This window comes from Limnobacter sp. (assembly GCF_964228395.1).
GTDB lineage: Bacteria > Pseudomonadota > Gammaproteobacteria > Burkholderiales > Burkholderiaceae_B > Limnobacter.
The window spans coordinates 15,189-36,247 of record NZ_CAXQZX010000078.1 but is presented as its reverse complement, the minus strand read 5'-3'; the positions used below and the strand labels follow the sequence as shown (position 1 = coordinate 36,247).

General features: G+C 53.2%; 20 protein-coding genes. 3 read left to right on the top strand and 17 right to left on the bottom strand.

Going from position 1 to position 21,059, the window contains the following annotated elements; all coding sequences use genetic code 11:
• Positions 1-30: 30 nt before the first annotated feature.
• The gene (locus ACEQU8_RS06255) at positions 31-837 is read right to left on the bottom strand and encodes a hypothetical protein (protein WP_370262331.1); all 807 of its coding nucleotides are present in this window, start codon (positions 835-837) and stop codon (positions 31-33) included.
• Positions 838-968: 131 nt separating this feature from the next.
• The gene (locus tag ACEQU8_RS06250; RefSeq protein WP_370262330.1) at positions 969-2,621 is read right to left on the bottom strand and encodes a methyl-accepting chemotaxis protein; all 1,653 of its coding nucleotides are present in this window, start codon (positions 2,619-2,621) and stop codon (positions 969-971) included.
• Positions 2,622-2,852: 231 nt separating this feature from the next.
• Here ACEQU8_RS06250 and ACEQU8_RS06245 point away from each other — a divergent pair, with 231 nt between their 5' ends.
• Together ACEQU8_RS06245 and ACEQU8_RS06240 are read left to right on the top strand one after the other, a co-directional pair.
• Positions 2,853-3,113: a DUF2798 domain-containing protein gene (locus ACEQU8_RS06245; RefSeq protein ID WP_370262328.1), complete on the top strand. Its 261-nt coding sequence runs from the start codon at positions 2,853-2,855 to the stop codon at positions 3,111-3,113.
• Positions 3,114-3,153: 40 nt separating this feature from the next.
• Positions 3,154-3,582, top strand: a complete 429-nt coding sequence (locus ACEQU8_RS06240; protein ID WP_370262327.1) for a GFA family protein — start codon at positions 3,154-3,156, stop codon at positions 3,580-3,582.
• A 69-nt stretch (positions 3,583-3,651) separates the two neighbouring features.
• Here the strand turns inward: ACEQU8_RS06240 and ACEQU8_RS06235 are convergent, their stop codons facing one another.
• The 6 genes from ACEQU8_RS06235 to ACEQU8_RS06210 form a co-directional block, all read right to left on the bottom strand.
• A complete protein-coding gene (locus ACEQU8_RS06235; protein WP_370262325.1) occupies positions 3,652-3,951 on the bottom strand; it encodes a hypothetical protein in 300 nt (99 codons plus the stop codon).
• Between the two features lie 222 nt (positions 3,952-4,173).
• Positions 4,174-4,587, bottom strand: a complete 414-nt coding sequence (locus ACEQU8_RS06230; RefSeq protein WP_370262323.1) for a type II toxin-antitoxin system VapC family toxin — start codon at positions 4,585-4,587, stop codon at positions 4,174-4,176.
• Positions 4,584-4,811, bottom strand: coding sequence for a type II toxin-antitoxin system VapB family antitoxin (gene vapB, locus ACEQU8_RS06225; protein WP_370262322.1), 228 nt, complete (start codon positions 4,809-4,811; stop codon positions 4,584-4,586). Before vapB ends, ACEQU8_RS06230 begins: the two co-directional genes overlap by 4 nt.
• Positions 4,812-5,070: 259 nt before the next feature.
• Positions 5,071-5,226 carry an integrase core domain-containing protein gene (locus tag ACEQU8_RS06220; RefSeq protein WP_370262321.1) on the bottom strand — a complete coding sequence of 52 codons (156 nt, stop codon included), beginning with the start codon at positions 5,224-5,226 and terminating at the stop codon, positions 5,071-5,073.
• 4 nt (positions 5,227-5,230) lie between these two features.
• Complete coding sequence (locus ACEQU8_RS06215; RefSeq protein WP_370262319.1) at positions 5,231-6,040, bottom strand: SprT-like domain-containing protein; 810 nt, start codon at positions 6,038-6,040, stop codon at positions 5,231-5,233.
• A 33-nt stretch (positions 6,041-6,073) separates the two neighbouring features.
• A complete protein-coding gene (locus ACEQU8_RS06210) occupies positions 6,074-7,135 on the bottom strand; it encodes a hypothetical protein (RefSeq protein WP_370262318.1) in 1,062 nt (353 codons plus the stop codon).
• Positions 7,136-7,268: 133 nt separating this feature from the next.
• On the opposite strand from ACEQU8_RS06210, the gene ACEQU8_RS06205 reads away from it, so the two are divergent.
• Positions 7,269-8,249, top strand: a complete 981-nt coding sequence (locus ACEQU8_RS06205; RefSeq protein WP_370262317.1) for a helix-turn-helix transcriptional regulator — start codon at positions 7,269-7,271, stop codon at positions 8,247-8,249.
• On the opposite strand, the gene ACEQU8_RS06200 is transcribed toward ACEQU8_RS06205, so the two are convergent.
• From ACEQU8_RS06200 to ACEQU8_RS06160, 9 genes are all read right to left on the bottom strand, one after another.
• Positions 8,212-8,658, bottom strand: a complete 447-nt coding sequence (locus tag ACEQU8_RS06200; RefSeq protein WP_370262316.1) for a hypothetical protein — start codon at positions 8,656-8,658, stop codon at positions 8,212-8,214. The two genes, ACEQU8_RS06205 and ACEQU8_RS06200, sit on opposite strands and share 38 nt — an antisense overlap.
• Before the next feature lie 250 nt (positions 8,659-8,908).
• Positions 8,909-9,952 carry a hypothetical protein gene (locus tag ACEQU8_RS06195; protein WP_370262314.1) on the bottom strand — a complete coding sequence of 348 codons (1,044 nt, stop codon included), beginning with the start codon at positions 9,950-9,952 and terminating at the stop codon, positions 8,909-8,911.
• A gap of 240 nt (positions 9,953-10,192) precedes the next feature.
• Positions 10,193-10,501 carry a hypothetical protein gene (locus ACEQU8_RS06190; RefSeq protein WP_370262313.1) on the bottom strand — a complete coding sequence of 103 codons (309 nt, stop codon included), beginning with the start codon at positions 10,499-10,501 and terminating at the stop codon, positions 10,193-10,195.
• Between the two features lie 301 nt (positions 10,502-10,802).
• Positions 10,803-12,890: a BREX system Lon protease-like protein BrxL gene (gene brxL / locus ACEQU8_RS06185; protein ID WP_370262312.1), complete on the bottom strand. Its 2,088-nt coding sequence runs from the start codon at positions 12,888-12,890 to the stop codon at positions 10,803-10,805.
• A 22-nt stretch (positions 12,891-12,912) separates the two neighbouring features.
• The gene (gene pglZ / locus ACEQU8_RS06180; protein WP_370262310.1) at positions 12,913-15,420 is read right to left on the bottom strand and encodes a BREX-1 system phosphatase PglZ type A; all 2,508 of its coding nucleotides are present in this window, start codon (positions 15,418-15,420) and stop codon (positions 12,913-12,915) included.
• A gap of 33 nt (positions 15,421-15,453) precedes the next feature.
• Entirely contained in the window at positions 15,454-15,819 is a 366-nt protein-coding gene (locus ACEQU8_RS06175) for a DUF1016 N-terminal domain-containing protein (protein ID WP_370262309.1), read from the bottom strand.
• Positions 15,820-15,821: 2 nt separating this feature from the next.
• Complete coding sequence (pglX, locus tag ACEQU8_RS06170; protein WP_370262308.1) at positions 15,822-17,588, bottom strand: BREX-1 system adenine-specific DNA-methyltransferase PglX; 1,767 nt, start codon at positions 17,586-17,588, stop codon at positions 15,822-15,824.
• The gene (locus tag ACEQU8_RS06165) at positions 17,581-19,692 is read right to left on the bottom strand and encodes an ATP-binding protein (RefSeq protein WP_370262307.1); all 2,112 of its coding nucleotides are present in this window, start codon (positions 19,690-19,692) and stop codon (positions 17,581-17,583) included. The genes pglX and ACEQU8_RS06165 overlap by 8 nt, the downstream gene beginning before the upstream one ends.
• Complete coding sequence (locus ACEQU8_RS06160; protein WP_370262305.1) at positions 19,689-21,050, bottom strand: SIR2 family protein; 1,362 nt, start codon at positions 21,048-21,050, stop codon at positions 19,689-19,691. Before ACEQU8_RS06160 ends, ACEQU8_RS06165 begins: the two co-directional genes overlap by 4 nt.
• Positions 21,051-21,059 lie beyond the last annotated feature (9 nt).

Sequence of the window (21,059 nt, the reverse complement as noted above, 5' to 3'; positions counted from 1 at the left end):
AGAGCAGTTTAAGCAGGCGGCTCAAACGGCTTAGCGCACGTCTTTGGTCGCTGCAACTGCTTCATACAACTCCACCAAGGCACTCTGGTTAACCTGGATCAATCCGCGCTTGGGCCGGTCCAGGTCGATGATGATGAACACAATCAAAGTAATCAGTACCGACACCAACATGACCGGCACAAACATGCGTTTACCACTCAAGCCAGAGGAATACCCCATGATGGCACCTGATGACATGAACACCACAAACAGCAGGAGCAGCACCACCTCGGGCACTTGCATTTGAAGCAATGCGTTGCGCTTGCCTTGGCTGTCGATCACTTCATTTAAAGCGGTGATAAACGCACCACTGGTGACCGGGCGAGGATCGAGTTCCGCTGCTTTCATGGCCAAGGCCCACAGTTGCGCTTGCACTTGCGCGGTTTCGTTGTTGAAGCGTGCACGGGTTTGGGTGTCGTTCAAACCGATGGTGCCCACCTCAACACGCAAACCAAGGTAATGCTTGAACAAATCATTGGCCTGCGGTTGCAGTTCTTGCGGCAACAATTGAACTCGCAACACAGCCGTTCCAACTGCGTTGGCTTCATCAATCAAGGCCATGCTGCGGTTGTCGTAGCGCTGCATCGACATACTAAAAGTAAAGCCCAGCAATAGCGCCAACAAACCCAGCACACTACCCTGAATGGCCCCCGTAAGTGCCTTCAATTCATCGTCGGTTTTCTCCTGCACATAACGACCCAGGCGAAACCCCAATTCATTGAACAACAAAATGCCGAGCAATAATGACGCTGCAATGGCCACACTGCTATAGCCGTATAAAAACCCTTGGTGATCCATCAACAATCCTTATTGGTTTTGAAACGCAAAACGCACTCGCGCCATTATGATGGCGAGGAGCGCGTTCACGAATCTAAGCCTCTGGAATTGCTGGTGCGCTGTCTCTAAGCTGCAACGCTTTTAGTTGAAATTTAAAACTCTTCGAACTCGGTGATATCGGACCCCGACACACGCTTGGACTGTGCCTTGCCCGCAGGCTCAAGGCGGTAATTGCCAGGCTTGGAGGTTGGCAGACGCATTACATCTGCAGTTGCCTTCAGCACAAAAAAGCTCATGGTGCTTTTGAGCTGCGCGGCTTGGGCGCTCATCTCTTCTGATGTGGCCGCCAATTCTTCTGAAGACGCCGCATTAAGCTGCGTGGCTTGGTTCAATTGGGCCATCGCCATGTTGATTTGCGAAATGCTGGTGGTTTGTTCGCGTGAGGCGGCAGAAATCTCCTGAACATAATCCGAGGTTTTTTTGATCGACGGAACAATTTCATCCAATATCGATCCCGCCTTTTCTGCGACACTCAAACTATTCGAAGCCAGTTCGCCGATTTCCTGTGCTGCCACCTGGCTACGCTCTGCCAACTTGCGCACCTCGGTGGCCACCACAGCAAAGCCCTTGCCGTGGTCCCCCGCCCTGGCCGCTTCAATGGCGGCGTTCAAAGCGAGCAAGTTGGTTTGATAGGCAATGTCGTCAATGATGCTCACACGGCTGGCAATTTCTCGCATGGCGGCCAAGGTCTCTTTGACAGACTGACCGCCAATCACGGCCTCACGCGAGGCAGCTTGTGAAATGTCATCTGTCATTCGGGAGTTCTCGGTGGTTTGTTTGATCGAACCCGATATTTGCTCAATGCTCGCGCTGGTTTGCTCTACACTGGCGGCCTGCTCCGATGACGAGCCCGACAAGGACTGCGACGTCATCGACACCTGATCGGCCGCCGAGGCCAAGTTTTCAGCCGCATGCCGAACCTCGCCAATCACAGTAGACAACTTACTCACCATTTCGCGTGTGCTGTCCAACATCTCGCCCTCGGCACCTTTGGCCTTCATGTCGATGTCAAAGTTAAAGTCGCCGTCAGCGATGCGCTGCAAGCGGTGCGCCACATACTTCAACGTGCTTCCCACTGAGCGCACCACAAACATGCCAAGCAATACGCCGATGACAGCACCCACCAGGGTTGCCATGACAATCAAATTGCGCACGCGGCTGTGAACCTCATTGGTTAATTGGGTGGCTTGTTCGGCGTTGTGTTCCTTGATTTCAGCAAGTTCGTGCATCAATTGATCTGCCCGCTCCGACTCCTTCTTGGCAACCTCCATGGCATACACCACCGAATCCCGGTGCTGTGTGGCCAGCCCCCTCTTCTCCTCGGTGCTGGCCATCTCAAGAACCTTGTCTTGGGTGGTCAAAAACTGGGTGTAGGCCAGCTCTAGCTCGGCAAATTTGGCTCGAGCCTCATCGCTGGTAAACAGCGGCTTGGCGGCAGCCAAATGCACACTCAAAGATTCGCGGTAGGTTTTAATGGTGCCCAGGTAACTTTGGGACTCCAATTTGTCATTGGTTTGAGCCAAAAGATAGCTGCGCATTTCACGGCCAGATGCCGCCAGCGCCGTGTTGGCTTCTTTGATGTGCGAAAGCCCAATCAATTCATTGTTGTACAACACATCGGCCTGCCGATTGATTTGCCCGGTTCCATCAATCCCGAACGCGCCAACAATCATGGACAGCGCCATCAGCAAGCCACACAAAAATATGATCTTGGTCCGAATGGCCAAGGTATTGATCCAGTTCATGGTTGAATCTCCATCGCGGGCAATCGCTGTCTTTTTATTAAATGTTAAATGTTTGTTATTTTGCAGTTGACACTGTTTGGGTATTATTTTTCATCCCAAAATGGCCACAAAGCCAAAGAAGAGCCATAAAAGCCCCGCTAATCCTTCGACGGACAAGCCTCAGTAGCCCACCCCGTTTGCTGCGACAAAGCTTGGTGGTAAAGTTTTGGCAAATTATTCCTAGAGCAGCACATGAGCAGCACCGAGCCCACACGCACCTTTCGCATCACCTTCGCACTCATCATGGGATTTTTAATGGTGGGGGTGGTCACCTTTGTCACCACGGCCGTCAACTTTGGCTGGCAAGCGGGCTTTTTTGCCTACTGGGGTAAAACGTACCTGGTGGGGTATGTGGCAGCTGTGCCGGCTATTTATGTGTTTGCGCCTGTGGCGCGCGGATTAACCAATACAGTTCTTAAGTTGTCTCATCAGGCCATGCCGACTGGTCACTGATCCTGTGCTGAACCACACCCTAAGCCATGAGCATTTAAAGATGAACCAAACCTATCGCGCGCAGTGCCCTTGTGGGCAGTTGGCCGTTCACTTTGCAGAAGCACCCGTTGCTCAGCTGGTTTGCCATTGTCGGGATTGCCAAACCGTCAGTGGCATGCCCTACTCCAATGTGGCATTTTTCAAAGTTGAGGACCAATGCGCCCAAGGTGAATTCAATGCCATCAACATGACCGGCGGCTCAGGCCAAGCCAAACAATACCGCCGATGCAGGCAATGCGATGGTTTTGTTTATGGCACCGTGGATGCCTTAGAAGGCCTGGTGGGTGTCAATGCAAGCAGCTTAAAACCCCCGTTTGAATTTAGCCCCATGGCGCATGTGTGGACCAGCGAAAAAGCAGCTGGGGTAGAAATACCTGCGGGTGCATTTCAATTTCCAAAAGCACCACCGTTTAGGCCTGGCAAAGGTTGACGTGCCGAAGAAAGGTGTGGTGGCACACCGGGTAAGCCCACACCCGGCGTCAAAATCAACTGCGGTGCACTAACGGCACTTAATTTCTTCTTTGAACTCGTCGTACTTGGCTTCCCGCTTCACTTTGCAATGGCCATCGCGAAACTCTTCCTTCCAGGGGGCATCGGCCACAGGCGAATAGCCGTCCTCGCATTTCACCTCCCTTTTGTACTCAAAAGGTTTGGAGTCAATTTTTACCAAACACGGGCCATCCCAGTACTCTTGTTTGATGCGTTCAAAGTAGCCGTAATCATCGCCGCTGCGCGCATGGCTAGGCACGACCAAAGTTAAAGAAAATGCGAGGTTTGTTAGCGAGGTAAGCCACTTCATGATCGCTGCCCGATAGAACGAATTAGACTAGGCAATAACGAAGGCCAGTTGCGTGGGGTTGACGCCCGATGCTTTGCTGTTTTTGGTTTTTGCCAGGCTCAAAAGTGCTGGAAATTGGGCCCAGCTCAGGCCGAGACATGGCCTGTTTGCACGCAAGCGGGCATGAGGTAATTGGGGTTGAACCTTCCACGTCTTTGCGGGAGGGCAAAAGGCTAGCCAAAATTAGACCCAATCCTCAACCTTCAGCCCGGCCACCCTTGCAAATTCGTCCATATTGTTTGTCACCAAAGTGCACCCTTGGGACAACGCGTGGCCGGCTATGGCCGTGTCGTTAGCACCAATCGGCGTGCCCAATGACTCCAGAGCTTTTTTGATGCGAGCGGCCTCCTCCACCGCATGGCGGTCCCACGGCAGCACCTCATCGGTTCGGCTGACAAACTCGTGAACCACCTGCACCAACTTTGGGGAGGCCTTTTTGTTGTTCGCCCCGTAAAGCAGTTCGGCATAGGTAATGGCCGAAAGTACGATTCGATGTTTGGCCTGCACCGCTTCTTGCAGACGAACCAAGACACTTTCTGGACGCTCTCGAATAATGAAAGAGCAAATGTTGGTGTCTAACATGAACACTTTTTTCAAAGTACAACCCGCCCGTCTTCAATCACCTCAGGGCGTTCAAGCAGAAAATCTGCATCGGCTTTGTCAACGTTTGCAAAGCTTTTCCAACTTTTGCGGGCTGGGCGCAGAATCAAGGCATCGCCCTCGCGAGAAATTTCCAACTCGGATACGCCTTCGAACTCAAACTCTTTGGGCAAACGAACCGCTTGATTCCTGCCATTTTTAAATAGGGAAACTGTTCTCATGTGTTTCACTCCGGTTGATTTTCACTCACATGGATAAGCTTACAGGATTGTTGGCATATGTCCAACATATGCCACAACAAAGAACGAAACGATAAGACCTAAGGTGAATTATTTTCACATAGTGAAAATTTAGAGTGTTGAATCTAGATTCACTTCATCAGTGGTATCAAAAAGGCAGCGTTGTAATGACCCAGCGGAATCTGCACAGTTTAGGCCGCTAATTTGTACTGCTCAGCAGGTGTTCTCATGCGCCCAGCGCCTAGCGAGGCCTTTGGGTGTTGTAAAACCGAATCCAGTCTCCATTCACTCGACTTGCATGCTGGATGGCCTCAAATCGGTGGCGGTGCACGCACTGCTCTTTGAGGGTTCGAATCACACGCTCCACGATGCCGTTTTTCTCGGGGCTGTAGCCCACTGACTCATTTCACTTTCAACTCAAACGCCACGTCACACACTCCGCAAACCAGCCAAACGGGCTTTGTAGCCCAAACCCCACTTTCACATCCGGGGCACACCCACTTCATGCGACTACTCTGCTTTTTTGGAGCTGGCGAGTAAATCGACACACTCGGAGCCGAGGAATCGACATGGAGTCCAGCCTTTTTAGGTGCCGCTATGTTTTCAATCGGTGGTGCACTAAGGGGAATATCAAGCTCTTGTTCTTTCAGTTGCTGGGCTCGAACCTGAAATTCATCCATGGCGCGGGGAGCAAAACGATCGTGCCAGATGAATTCAAAGCCCTCGTCCAATAACTCCTTACATGCTGCGATGTATGGCCCATCCGGAATGATGTAATGGGTCATTCTTCGCCCGGTTTTGGCGCCCCCAGGTAGGCCCGTCGATGAGGGCATTAAGCCGATGGCCTCCATTTTTGCAGCCCACTCTTCGTTGTGTGGGTTGGTTCGCGTGGGTGACCCAAAGTGGGCCTGCCAATGGTGGACCATTTCGTGGACCAGTGTGGACAGGGCCTCTTCCATGGAACGCACCGCAAAAAGTCCGGGATGCAAGCCCAACTCATCGATCAATTGCCCATCTTTTGCAATAAAGCGCTCGGTGTGGTGATAACCAAAAAACCGGTTGCTTGATCGAAGCGTGATCAAGCAATCCGGCAGGGCTCCTTCAAACAGTCGAGCATTAAAAAATCTAAAGGCTTCAGACAGGTTGCGATAAAATTCCTCGGTCTTGCTGGTTGCCCCCAGGTCTCTCGAGTCACCACTTTCTCTGTCCACCACCTTGTCCCCTGTAAAACCGCAATAACGCCATCACTGAATAGCAGTCACGGTGTCCCGATTCGGGACTTTTAGACCCAATTCAAAGGAGTCTTGGCTTAGGGCCACATACAGCCCCTGCCCAGCAACCGCCACAGCCACTGCGTTTCCGCCAGAGTCCCGAACCAACGTAAGCCCATTTGCCTGAAAGTTGTATTCCAAGGTGCCAGTACCTTCGGATCTTTGACCGTTGTCTCTGACCGTTCTTACCGCAACCTGGCTTCCTCGGATTCGCACACCGGCGATGAAGCGGGTGTTACCTGTAAACCCAAAGGACAGGTAATCGCCATCAATTGCACCGGGCACTTGATTGGTTTGTTGCACCAACAGATACGCACCACGCCCAATACCATTGGTCCTGAAATCTTTGGCATCCACAATGATTGCCTTTCGGCCATTTTGTACGAAGCTGGTGAACCGCCCTGAATCCACTCCGGCGCGAATCATTTGAAACAGGCCACCACCTAAGTTATTCACACTCAGGGTCTCTTTGTTCGGGCATGCACTGGAAAAGTCCTCATCTGGGCAAATTTCGGCCATGCCGCCCTGCAAACGCAGCGTCCCTACAGCCTGGCCACAACCTTGATTGGGGATGCAACGCGTCCCCCCATACACGTATATGCCATCCAGTTCGTTGGCAGACTGCGCTGCGCTAGCCGACACCAGTGTGCTGAACACACGGGTTGTGCCATTGATGTTTTCCTTGATGAAACCCAGTATCAGCCCGTTCTCGAAAATCACCACTCGGGTCTCAGGCGCACCCGATGGGGTGTAAGTGCCATCGCGATTGTCTGTTAGGGTGCCCGTGCGTCGAGTACCGGCCAGCCCAAACTCACTTTCTACGATTTCATACGCGTATTCAGTTCTGGCCGCATTAACGCCAAAGCGAACCAGCTCACCCACGGTGGCTGCCCCCAGGCCCGTGATTGCTGCATTCTCACTGGGACCGGTGTTGCCCGAACTTCCCGAGCTTGCACCGTCCCCACCCCCACCGCCACACGCCGCTAGTAGCAGGGCCACACCCAACGCCACCACCCAATCCATTGCCTTTCTCATCGCGATTTCTCCCACCAGTTCTGTCATTGATTTATTCACTACTTTTTTGCTGTGATGGAAAGATCGTAGACCGTACCGGGCTCATGGGATGAGCTTGTGCTAATCTGCTTCAAAGATCGACCAGGAGACTCCGATGAGCATGATGGAACGCATTTATCAAATCGACCAAATGCTTGCGGGGCGGCAATTCATCACCAAAGACGAGTTACTCGAGCGCCTCGGTGTTTCTCTTGCTACCCTCAAGCGAGATTTGGCCTACTTAAAGGATCGTCTTAACGCCCCGATTGTGTTTGACCGCGATCTTGGCGGCTACCGGTTTGAAAGAACCACCAACAAGATTGGTCCTCAGTATGAACTCCCGGGTCTATGGTTCTCAGCCGATGAAATTCATGCCTTGCTCACCATGCAGCACCTATTGGCCAACCTGGATACGGGCGGTTTGCTTGGACCACACATTCAGCCCCTGCTTGCGCGCCTTAGCGGCATGCTTGGAGCGGCGGACAACCCTGTGGAGGAGATTCAAAAGCGAATCAAAATCCAAACCGTGGGGGCCCGCCACTTTGAGCTTGAGCACTTCCAGGCCTTGGGTTCGGCGTTGCTGCGACGCAAAAGGCTTTTGATCAGATACCACGCCAAGGGAACAGACGAAGTAACAGAACGCGAAGTTTCCCCCCAGCGGCTGGTGCATTACCGAGACAACTGGTACATGGATGCTTGGTGCCACCTGCGCGATGGTCTGCGTGCTTTTTCAGTCGACTCAATCAAGCATGCAGAAATTCTGGAAGTAAAGAGCAAAAACGTCGCCCAAAAACTACTCGATGAAGTCTTGGGTGCTGGCTACGGTATTTTTTCAGGTAAAAACGTGCAATGGGCCACGCTGGTATTTTCTGCAGAGCGCTCTCGCTGGGTGGCCAGCGAGAAATGGCACTCCGCGCAAAAGGGAAAAGTGTTGCCTGATGGCCACTACCAGTTAGAAGTCCCATACACCGATGACCGCGAACTGGTGATGGACATTTTGAAATACGGGGGAGACTGCACAGTGCAGGCCCCAAAAGCCTTGGCCAATCGTATTCGGACTATGGCTTTGGCGCTGGTTGCAAACCATCCGGCTTGATCATCCGATGCTTGCCAAATAATTCGCGTTCATACGCTTCAACGTCGGTGAGCACATAACCCCCCAGCCCCTCACGAACCAGCCAATACACAGCCAGCCTTGTTTTTGAAATATTGGTTGCACTGTGGAACAGGTCGATGAACAAGGCCATCTCGTCGACTTCAATCTCGATTTGCACCTGTACATTTTTAATCGATTCGGGCAGTTCATAGTCAAACTGAGCATCTGCAAAGGCTCGGTAGCGACCATAGATCCCGACACTGGCCCTAAATTTATTTTGTAGCGCCTCACGAATCACCCAACGCTTAAAAAGCGTGGAATGATTGCGCCAGCGGCGCCTTGCCCCTTGGCTTTCGCTCCACGCCTTATTGATCCTTAAGAACTCGTCAGGCGGGGAAATGTAATCCACTTCAAATTGCCTTAGAAACTGGAAAAAGCGAAGCATCTTCCATCGCTCAAACCGAGCATGACAGTGCTTTGCGAGTTGGATCAGGCCTTTGCTTAACTGCTCAAGCCCCCGACCAACCCGCGGATTCAGTCGTGATTTTGGTGAGATTGAAGTCTGATTCATGAGGTGGTAGGGACAAGTTCAACACCCCATCACATTAACAATATCCAAGCTCATACAATGAGCTTGGAAGAGATGAAATACAGTGTGACTACCAAGTTCCGTCTTTTACCTCATCGGACTTAGGCCCACAGCCAACGACCTTGCCCGGTGTTACCGGATCGTTTTCTTTCAATGGTGTTTGGCCAAGTTTTATTCCTTTGGCTGCCACGCTGTCCAACGCGGCCAAGCTTGTAGCCCCTGGCAGGTGAGCGATTTGATCGTTGTAGTACTCAAACCATGGCAAACCAGCATCGGTGTACTCTGCTGCTGTGGGGGCTTGGCCGGGTGCTGGTTTACCGATTGCAGCGGCCCACTGCTCACTATTTAAGATGTGAACAAAACATCGGCTTGAGCAACCGGTCTCCCAAGCATCAAAACCGTACCGATCCTCGTAGATCTCTTGATGCATTAAACCTCCTGGCGCTAGGCCCATGGATGGCTCTTGCACCACAGACATAGAGCAATAAATTTCGGGGGCTTTCATGGACTCTCTTTTTTGAAGCAGTTTTTTGTAATGGTCTTTTTTCATTGGATACACAATTATCTGTAGCCCGCCCATTACCGCCTCGCCAGTAAGCTGCTCCTCTGCCGAATACCCTTGGCCAAGGGGCATGGCCACAAATTGCCGAATCAATCCTTTTTGAATACAAAAGCCATCAAGCCATGGTTGGTCCGGCACCACCACATAATCTTGAGGGTGCTCAACCAATTCATCCCCCCATGCTTCACCGGAAATCGCGTTGATCTTCCCGGCAGCTACTTTGATCGCAAACGGGTAACCTTGACTGTGTCGGCCACCTGTCTCTGAGTCAAAGTTTATCCACATGGCCTCAGACTGATACATGGGCAACAAAACACCACCGTGTTTAGACCATGCCGCAGGTAACCGTGGGGAATGCATCTGAACGTGCTCTAGCGGAAAACGTCCCAACCCCGGCGGCAGGGGGTACGATCGATTGTCATCAGGAATACGCAGCGTTCGCTGAAAACTGACGCGACAGACAGCGTCCTCGTGCACCTGGGGAAACCGGAAAATTAGCTCACTACCCCTCATTTCAACCATTGTTCTTGCTCCTTGCTTGAACGGAACCAATGAATACTGCGCCCCCCAACAAGGCATGGCAAACCTTTTGGATCACCTAGGCAGCAACTTAAGCCGTTTAGACCATCCAGCCTACCTAAGCTTGTGAGGCATCAATTGATGACTGCGCTGTAGCTGAGTTTTCAATTTACTCAAGCACAGGCTCATGGAGTGAGCTTTGAAATATTTACGAATTGACCTAAGGAACTCGCGTCAAATGGTAATACCCCCTTTTGAACTGTCGGGCATAACTCAACCACGAACCTTTCTTACAAAACCACCTGCATCCAAAACTCCAGACTTTGCACCGTACTGTGTAGAAGTCCTTGATGCTGGTCCAGCTACACCAGAAGTAGAATTCAAGCGCATCTTCAGCTTTTCGTGTAAGTTCAAGATTCGTTTCTTATCTCTAGCAGAGAAATCTTTGGAGTTCGCGAGTTCCTCAAGCACTTTGATGATATGAGGACTGGCAAGCTCGTTGAGCTCTGCATCTGAAAATTTGAAGAAAACACGCGATTGAAATGACTCTTTAAGCTGTTTAATCAAAAGCTCACGGTTCATTTCAAACCTCCTTTGTCAAACCGTCATGCATGGCTTTTGGAACTATATAACCGACAAAAATCGGCTACAAATTCCTAATCAATCCGCCAAGGCCTTCAACAAGGCATCCCGCCCATCTTGGTAAAACTCAATATCCAGCTTCGTGGCCATGTCGACAGACAAATTGAACAATTACCTGCGGCAAGAGACCGGCAGCGCCAGCGCTTTTGCACCCTTTTCCACCGCGTGTTCGGCCAATCATACTGCCTTGTGTATTGGCTCAATCGTTCCGCCCAGGCTCACCTCACCGACTACCACCAAACTATATCTTGACAAAGGTCACATTGAACTCTTTGCATTGTCTATGCTGCTGCATCCGGTTGGTAAAGCTGAATGCGTCATTTAGTTCAAAACGCTGAAAAATATCCAACCCCCTGCTGAGCACGATTTTCCACCCGTGGTCAGTCATGATGTCGCGGTCATGCTTGGTACCGGTTCTGTCATACACCCAAGAAAATTGAATGCCGATGGCCGAGCATGCATCTGTAATTTTCTGGAAATTCTCGCTTTGGCGATCACCGCCAAACTCATCTTCGACCGTTACAACGTGCACCGCAACTTCATCCTCAGGGCCACTGACTTTGCTGATGGTCTCTAACAACTCCATCAGGTTTCGTTGCTGGTGGAACATTCTTAAGTAAGGGTCTGTGATCACTATTCGGCGTGCGCCAGCCAAATAAGGTCCAAAAAGTTTGTCGAAATTCACCCCACGCTGATTTTCCTGAAAAACCAAATGCTTCTCTTTCAATTGAATCGCATCTCCGCCAGTTGGAGTTGCAGCAGCAGCACTTGCGGATGGAGCAACAGGCCTAGCCGCTACATGCTCGAATTGTTCAGTTTCCTGAACTGAACCCGGCACGATACCACCCTCCACTTGAATTTGCCGGTGATAGGAATTGGGGTACTCATCCTCTTCCAAAGTTGTAACCAAGCATTCAGAGCCCGATGAGTTGAAGTAAGAAAACCGAACAGCCGGGTACGTAGAGTCAATCCGCAGCAGTTGATCCTTCACCCGTTTACGGCCCTCAATCGCCACACGCAAAATGTCCTCAATTTCCTGCTGACTTGCATCACCACCTGGGAACAAAATTTTCATCAACCCGGAAAACGTCTTATTTATTCCATCGCGGTCACGAGTTGAAAGGTCGTCAGACAACCTGAAATAAGCCTTGTAGCGATCTGAAAAATCGTGACTGCGCAGCGATCGCAAAATTTCTGCTAGGTAATCCACCACGAAGCCGAAGCCGCTGGAAAACATCTCACCACGAATGACATCCACCTCCCAACCTGGGATGTAACTGTGCAGGCGGTCAAGGAATGCCGAGTCATGAAACTTTTCTGGCAAGGGATCAAATAGATCGGAGTGTTTAAGCATGTAGGGCACGGTATGGTCCGTGTTGCCTACAAACACCATGCTGGCCTCTGCCCCCAAGGTTTCTACACCACGTGAGAACGACTTGTTGGCCATGTAGTTCTTCATGATGTCCACCAGCGCCTTGTCCACCTTCTTCTGCTTGCCAGCAAACTCATCAAACGCAACCGTATCCCAATACCCAACAAGACCAAGCTTGCCCGAACTGTTGTTCACAAAAAGTTTAGGAACTGTAACCTCGCCACCTGAAATTAGAATCCCATGGGGTGAAAACTCAGAGTAAATGTGTGATTTACCGGTACCCTTTGGCCCCAATTCAATGAGGTTGAAGTTACGTTCACAAAATGGAATCAAGCGCACCAACTGGCTGAGCTTATTGCGCTTACCAAACAGCTGCGGGTTGAAACCCACGCTTTGAATCAACAGATCTATCCACTCCTCAGTGGTGAACTGTTTACGGGCCTCCACATAGGCATCAAAGTCAAAATGTGAAAGCTGAATTGGCTTGATCGATGCCAATATCCAGGGGGTGGCATTTTTATCCTCGGTGAACATGTATTCTAAATCTGCAATACACCACACCCCGCCAACCAATAACTTCGGGTGAGCTTTTACCGTAGCGGAATCGATTACCACCTTCTTGACACCCAGGTTGGAAAATTCGGCCTCATAGGCATCAGACTTATCATTCAGCGCCACACTGATTCGGTCAATCACTTTGTGCCGACCTTTTTCCTTGATGGTGGACCGCACCAACCCAGCCTCGTTGCGGTGTACATAATGCTTTCGCAATATCTCCCGAACAGTGTCAATCCCGGCTTGTATGGTGGCCTCATCATTGGTTGCGCAATACTGCCCCAGCAAATATTCCAGCACGTAGGTAGGTACTATGGCGTTGCCCTTAACGGCTTTGACCAGGTCTTTTCGAACAACCAGCCCGGCAAAGTGCTGATTGATCTTATCGTCCAATTGGCTCATCAGTAATGCCTCAGCTTATTCTTCAAAAGTCAAATTCACTTGTAAACGAACGGCGTATGGTGTAACGCACCGCCAAATACCGCGTGAGGTGCGACGTTCCCTCCACGGGCTCTTCCAAACGCAATTCCACTTGTTGGTTGTTATACGCTTCGGCCTTCCGGCTTAGGATGAATCGAAGCGCTACCTCACGCTCCCGAGGGTTGTCAGAGGCAAAATCAAAGCTAAGGTCGTGCGTGTCTGAAATGGCCTCGCCTGCCAGCGAGTACAGGCCTGCCCGCAATTTTCTGGCCTGCCGCTTTTCGGTCACTGGCTCTGTTTGATACAACACCACTGCCAACTGCCCAGTTGTGATGGTTTTGCCACCGCCACCGATCAGCTCGACCTCAACTTTACCCACATCACTTTGGCGTTTTTTATTGATGCTGATGACGGGAATTACAACCTCTTGCAAGGTGGCCCCGCCATGCACAAACCGGCTGCCGGAGCCCTTTAAACGCATGCGGTTAATAGACTTGGGGATCTGAACCTGAAGTGTGCCCCCTAAGCCCAGCTGCTCGGGTTGAAACGCCTTAAAACTGCTGTTTTCACGCAATCCTCTACCCAGCACAAACCGGCGGTCGGTGTAGAGGATCTCTGCCCCTACGGGCTCGGTGCTTACAAAGTCACTGTCTTGCAGGGGGTGGTTTTGATAGATAAAACCATGGTCGGCAGTTACCAGAAGGTTGCTGGCATTTGCATTGGCAAGTTTTTTAATCACCCGCAACAATTCATCCAATGTTTCTTCCGCCGCCCCGAAAACCCGCTCTTCGGTATCCCGGGTATCACCGGTCTTGTCGATTAGGTTGTGATAAACATAGACCACATCATGGTCACGTACCAATGCTCGAGATTCCTCTTTACCCATCACCAGCACATCCTTGGCCAATACAACGGCTGACAAAGCCACGGTTTGAGCCAAAATTCGGGCGCGATTGTTCGAGCCTGTTGCGCTGATGCCGTCGACCAAAGCCTCTCCTGAGCCATCCTCGGACAACTGCAACGATTGATTCGGAAGTAAAGCAGCCATACCCAGTTGTGTATAGCTAGGTAAGCAAGCCAAGACTGGGACCAGTTCTGCATCAAAGCGATCTTCACGGCGAATCAAACTTTGCAGCTCTTCCCCCACCTCGAAACGGAAGGCGTCCGAGATGATTACGCAAACCTTTCCCTTGCGTTCGATGTAGGGCTGCACAAAATGCGAGAAGAACTTGGATTGGCTCACCACAGGTGGGGCTTCCCACCGTTGGCATCCATCAACAAACTGTTGCCACCGAACATTCAGACGTGACAAATAGTTATTGGTGTACAGATTTTCAATTAACTGGTTTAACCCGAGTAAAAGCGACGCCTGGCCTGACTCCCTGGCGTGGTATATAAACTTTCGGTAACGCTGATCCAATTGGTACCAGTTTTGGCTGTATTTCTGAACGCCATCCGCCAAGGAGTTCATCTCCAACTGCGCCAAATCCAGCTGCTGAATAAACTGCGCACCGTGTTCAATCGCCAAGTAGACGTGCTGATAATGCGAAAACCAGTGCCCCTGCCTACGCAAGCGAATACACTGCTCCACATCTTGAGCGGACACTGTGCGGCCAACAAGCTCACGCACCAACTCACTTAATACCTTGCGGTCAATCGCCTCGAACTCGTCCACTGCACCCAACTTGCGGTAGTCCAAGGCCTGTAACTTGTCTTCCACGTGCAAAATACCTGCACACTGAGCAGACAAACTCTCAAACGCTTCAGCATGTGAACGGCTGTCTTTCCAGCGCTTGATAAATACTTTGGCCTCGGAGGACAACTGAGTTTTGAACTCAGCATCCACCTCGGTTAAAAAGCAAGTCTTGAATAGTTCAATAACAAAATCCTGCAGGCCCGGTTGCTCGCTGCTGTAGCCGTAGGCCCTCTTCATCAGTTCCCAAAAATGGGGGCTCAAACCGCTACGATCAATTAGCTTGATCCGAGCCTCAGTGCCATTGGCCAGCTCGCCCAATAAACTTTCCAGCATCACGTCTAAGCGAGGCTCGCAACCCACACAAACCGCCAACATTTTTTGGCGCAGCGCATGGTGGCTATCACCTTGCTCAAGCAGCTCCTTCAGTTTTTCACGACGCTTTGCCGACTCGAAAAAGCCCACATGCGCTTCTAATAAAGGATAAGCATCGGGCCCCAATTCAAGTTCAGCCAACCACAGCGCCACCTGGTCTGTGCGGAAGGTACTGCCACTGGCCAGCTGTACATCCAGCAGCCAGTTGGCCAGGTATTCAGGCTCTGGCCCATCCTTGAACAGCAAGAACTTCTGCTCTGGCTGCTCGCGCAGCACGCGGTATTTCACACCAAACTCGTTGTTGGCCAGCTCAATCTTTTCTACGCCGGGCAGCGCCAGTGAATCGAAGTCGGCTCGAAACTCGCGCCGCGTGTCGTACCAGAACACGATGCGCTGCTTTTCAAACAGATTGCCCAGCGCCTGCTGGATCTTGACGTTACACATTTTTGTATTCCCTCTAGCAACGCGGCAATGGCCTCAGGTGGTGGTAGTTGGCCAAGCTATTTCTCCAACCAGTGGTTGGAGTCTTTCATCGGCATGGCATTCCGAATAAAACTGCCGCATGTACCAAAGGTTTTGAACCGAAAACCCGGCCGTACCCGGGAACTCCCGCCGCAAATCAGCAGACAGGTTTTCCACCACAGCACGCCCCCAACCTGCCTGGGCTTGACGCTCTGCAATCAAGCGCCCGATATCCCAATACAAGCCAACCAGCTCGGTGTTAACAGCCCTTAGAGCGGAATATTGCGCAGCGCGTACACGCTCCTTCACCGAGGCCAATAACTCTGTATACATTGCGGGCGTGTTAACCGGTACAGGGCTGGGCGTGTGTTCTTGGTTCATACTCAATCCTCTTCCTTCGCGTCCAAGCCGGTGATCTTCTTGAGCGCCGCGCCGAACTTCAGGTAGTTCACCTTCACGCCGTCGTCGAGGTCGATGGCGATTTGCTCGGTGGCCTTCGGGTAGAGCACCTCACGCTCATAGTCCTCCAGCTCGGCCAGCACTTTGGCCAGGCGGTCCACTTCCTTCAAGGCGCGCGTCTTGTCGCCCTGGCTTGTGGCCGGGTTGATGCTCACCGACGCTTGGCGGTCCTTTTCGGTGCTGAGCTTCTCGCGATAGTCGCGCAGGTACTTCAGCACCACGCTCACCGTGTCCGGGCGGTAGCGGTGCATGTAGATCAGCGCGCTGAAGCTGCCCTTGGGGCTGCTGAACAGCCAGTAGATGGGGCGTTTCTTGTAGCGCTTCACATGATCGGCGTAGAACTCGCTCAGAAAATAGTCGCGCAGGCTGTAGTTGCGCTTGCCCTTCACGTTCAGCGCCTGCTCGATGAAGGCCAGGTTCTCGTCGTAGTGCTCTTCGCCGAATGCCACGCGCAGGAACTGCCGGAAGCGCAGCGTGATGTCGTCGGCAAACCAGTCGCCGTCCAGCACCGGGATCACGTTGTCGTCATCAGCCGGGAAGCTGGGCTCCGGCACCTGGGCCAGGTAGTCGGCCAGCGTCTCGCCCTGGTTGGCCAGAATCAGCCCCGGCTTGTCAAGGCTGTAACGGCCCAGCATGCAGCCCACGGCGTAGCTCACCAGCTCACGCATGGTGTCGGCCAGCAGCAGGGCTTCCAGCTCTTCTTCGCTCTTGTCGCCGCCGTAGCGGTAATGCGGGTTGCAGGTGAGCGTGATCTCGTTCAGGGGTACCTCGGGCGTCAGCTCATCCTGCAGGCCATAGGCGTCGATGAAGATGCGGTTGTTCTCTTCCTCCAGGCGCTGCATTTCCAGCGTCATCTCGCACCAGTGGGTGCGGAGCTTCTGGTAGCTGGCCTTGAGCGTAGGCTGGCGATAGTCGGCTTGCAGCAGAGGGAGGCAAGAGAAGTCCCAAGAGACTTCATAGGAGTCCCAATCTCGCTGTGAATAAGCTGTTATTGATTCGACGGTCTTGGAGACATCAATTGTTTTGTCGGTCAGAGGGATTTTTCCAATATCTCCGGGGTTGGCATTCAAGGTTGGATTTATTGCCTTTCCCAGAATGACATGCGCCTTTGAATTTAGAAGTCCTGCATATGGGCTTGAGTCGCCATCGCAGAACATGGCATTCGACGCCGAGCTAAACAGGAATCCCTTGGGGAGCTTCCTTATCGAAAAAGCACCGCTGGTAATTGAAGTCCAGGAAAGGCCTGGCTTAAAGATGAAGTCCAAATTTAAGTTGACAGCACGAATTCGCCCACTCTCATGCTCCTCAGTCTGTAGTCGGCGTCCGTCATTTTCCCAGTTGACAACATCATCAAAGTTCCCATACCACTTTCTGTATTCGCCTCCATTGGCATATGGGAACCACCGAAGGAGGGACTTTTGTGCTTCTAGTCGGGATTTATTGAATCCAATTTCCTTTATCGAGACTTCGTGCCACCCGCGAACGAAAACTGCATTAAGTCCAGTTGCCATTCCCTTTCGAGTGGCGCAGTGGCTTGAAATCAAATCCCCTCTCTCAAAGGATTTGATAATCGCGTCTGATAGCCAGTAAGCAACCGGGCTGCCGGGAATTTTTCTAAATTCCGCTGCGGAGGCCCGAAAGAAATACTTCTCCATGCCCTGCTTGGCCTGGCTTGTTGGGCTGTTACTCATCGTAGTTCTCCAAATCTTGCTCTTGCGCTGGGGCACCGATCTGCTGCCAGTCGTCGGCAACCGACTTCCAGTCCACTGGGCGTTCGACGGTCTGGCCTTTGCCGCCCTGGCCTGACCAAACCGCCCAGAAATCCGGGTCATCCGATTTCGGACGGTGCTGCTCAGGCAGCGCGTTCATCTGTACTAATACCGGCAGCTCAGACGCCCAACCGAGCAGGATGGCGTGACGGGATGGCAGAGATGGCAAATCACCCAGCAGGCCGCGCAGGTTGTCGGGCACCAATTTGTGAACCAGTTCCTGGTCGCGGTCGTTGCTGATGCGGTGCAGCAGGTAGCTGTTGCACTGGGACAGAACCGTGGGCGACAGCTCGCTGGGGCGTTGCGAGGACAACACGAGGCCTAGCCCAAACTTGCGACCCTCGCGGGCGATTTTCTCGAAGACCTGGCAGCAGATGGCGGCCGAGTTCTGGTTCTCTGCGTCGTCGTGGTAGCGCTTGATGAAGGTGTGCGCCTCTTCCATCACCAGCACGGTGGGCAGGGTCTTGCCGTGCTGCAGCTTGCGGTAGCGCTGCAGTGCCTCCAGCGTCATGCGGGCGATCACGGCCGTGATGATGTGCACCACCTCGGCAGGCACCAGCGAGAGATCGATGACGGTAACCGAACCGTTCGATGCCTCGTTGTCGCCGATGTAGCTTCGCAGCCAGTCGTCCAGCGTCAGATCTTGGGCGCTGCCCGAGACGATCTTCATGCGGCTGTCCGACAGCAGGGTGCGAATGCGCATCTGCATGGTCTCGACGTACTCGGAGACGCCGAGCAGTTCGGCCGTGGCCTCGACGCTGCGGAGAAGCTGGTCGCCGGTGAATGGGCGCGGCACGTCTGCGTCGATGGGCAAGATGTCGGTATCGCTGCCGCCGAACGTAGCGTGTGCTGACTGGATCAGCGACAGCAGTTCGTCAACGTCGCCGCGCGTGAACTCGTAGGTTGGGTATTGACCGAGGCGAGCATTGATCAAACCTGTGATCTTGTCTCGGGCAGCACTGAGTGCAGATTTTTCGTCCTCTGAGAATGAGTCCTGATCAGCCAATCCTTCCTGCCACTTCTTCAGCTTTTCAAAGAAGGCTTTGGGCTGGGGGAACTTACCCCATGGACTACCGGCATTGCGCTCCAGTTGCAGGATGCTGACCAGGGTGCGCAGATAGCGGCGCATCTCATGGCTAGGCGTCACCGTCGCGCCGAACACGCCGTCGCGAACTGATCGAAGCGCCTGCACCAAGGTCGGCCGCTGCGTCCTGGCGCTCGCCTGGGTGAAAGCCCCCCATTCCGCGCTGTTCCAGAACCAGAGCGGGATCTGCAGCTGTTCTACGCCTTCGCCTGGCTCGACAGCAAACACCCGCACCTTGCTCATATCGCGGAAGGTGTTGGCGTACTCGCCATTGGGGTCGAGCACGATGAAGCGGGCGTTGGGGTCCGCGCCCCCTCGGGCTTTTTGGGCCTCATCCATTGACCAGCGGATCAAGCCTGCGACCGAGCATGACTTGCCGCTGCCAGTGTTTCCCAGCACAGCCAGATGGCGGCCGAACAGGCGGTCTGGGTCGATCTTGACTTCGGCATTGGCGGCAAGCGGGCTGGTACCGATCAGCACATGCCTGTTGTCGCCAGACTCGACGATGGCGCGTAGCTGGCTTTGCGTGGGCAGTAGTACTGCATCGCCGACGGTGGGGTAACTTTCGACGCCGCGCCGGAAGCGATAGACGTCATCGCCGTTTGCGTCTTTGCTCTCGTAAGCGAGCACCCCCAGCGGGTTGAGGCTCATCTTGCGCAAGGGATAGGGCAAATCCACCAGGCCGAAGTCCTGCATGCCCTTGCGCTTGGGGTATTGCGAACGCTCGATGGTGATCCACTCGACCTGGGCGACCAGATGCCCGTCGTCGCTTGGTATCAGTACATAGCCATTAATACGTGGGAAGGGGCGCGGTGTGCCGGTATTGAGGGCCACGCCATCGGGTGCCTCGATGTCGAGCAGCACCTTGATTTCGTCGGGTGAGACGAAGTCAATGGTGCCGATGCGCAAGGAGTCGGCATAAGCTAGGGGGGACATGCTCATACAAAGTCACTCCCATCAGAAGCGCCAGCTTCTAGGGCTGCAGCTTTGGTAGGTTGCGGGTCCGTTACCATGCGCTGCTTGAGCAGTTCGCTCATACGAAAGGTGGTCTTGTCGATAGCGGGCTTGGGCAGGTAGTGCTCGGTCAGCGTCGTCAAGTTTGCCAATGCCGGGCCGATCAACAGGCTGATCTGGGAGGGCCGGCCCAGCTCTTGGTAGGTCTGCATGACCCGGCCCAACGGATCGTCACACGAGATCACCACCAGATGTGTCGAGGGACTGGTGAGCATGTCGCGGATGACGCGATTGATGTGCTCATCGCCAAAGCTGTAGCCGTAGGTCACCAGCGTGCTGTTTGGCCGGCACACCGCTGCCGCGAGGTCACGGAACAGCTCCACGTAAGGGTAGTCAGCAGTCTCCCTGTCCTTGGCGGCGTTGGGGTAGATCATCAGCTCATGCGCCGAGGCTGCGCTCAGGCCGGGTGCCTGCAGGTAAGGTTCAACGCAGGTGGCTCCAAACGGCAAACCGATACGGCGGATGTTTTTGCCTGTCTGCACCCAATCCACCGAGCCATGCAGCTTGGTGTAGCGGGCCACGCCTTCCAGGTAGCGCGGCTCGCCACGGATACCGGGCGGGTTGTAGTGCATGTCCAAATCCAGGCGAGATGACCGGAAGATGGGCATCAGATTGCCCAGGAAGCGGTCCAGCAGATGCAGCCCAGCCAACTCCGCCCCCGCCTCAATCAACCGGTCGTAGTTGGTGGTGAAGATGTTCAGCCGGTCACGCGCTCCGGTGCGACTGGCAAAGCTCATCAAGAATGTGACGAGGGTGTTGAAGGCCTCCTTCCGCTTGTCCTCAGCTGCGCTGGCGATTCCTTCTTCGCTCTTCAGGATCAACTTAGCGAAATCCCGCATGCCGGTCTTAAGCTCAGTGCGCAGAGCATCGGCTTCTGTTTTCTGCTGCAGGATCTCCAGACCACGCAGCAGCTCGTTAGCAACGCGTAGCTGGTCCTCTAAATTGCCCTTCTCCCGCCCGGCTGCTGCTGCCGCTTTCTCGGCAGCCTGATTGATTTCGGTTTGATGGTGACTTAGCGCCAAGGCGCCCATGCCTACGGCACCCTTGCCGACAGCCAAGTAATGTATTGCGTGGGTGAGACCCGAACCAGCGAGCAGCGACAGATGCTCTGACTGGAACAACGATGTCAGCCACGGCTCGATACGGTTGCGGAGCTCCTTGAGCCCGAATGTCTTGCCAGTAAGCCATGCGGCTTGCGAGCTATCTTCAAGCTTGAACGCGTCAGCTTCTGCCGTGAACCTCAGCGGCTGATGGTCATCGCGAATCTTGAGCGTGTTGGCAGTCATTTTTCTCTC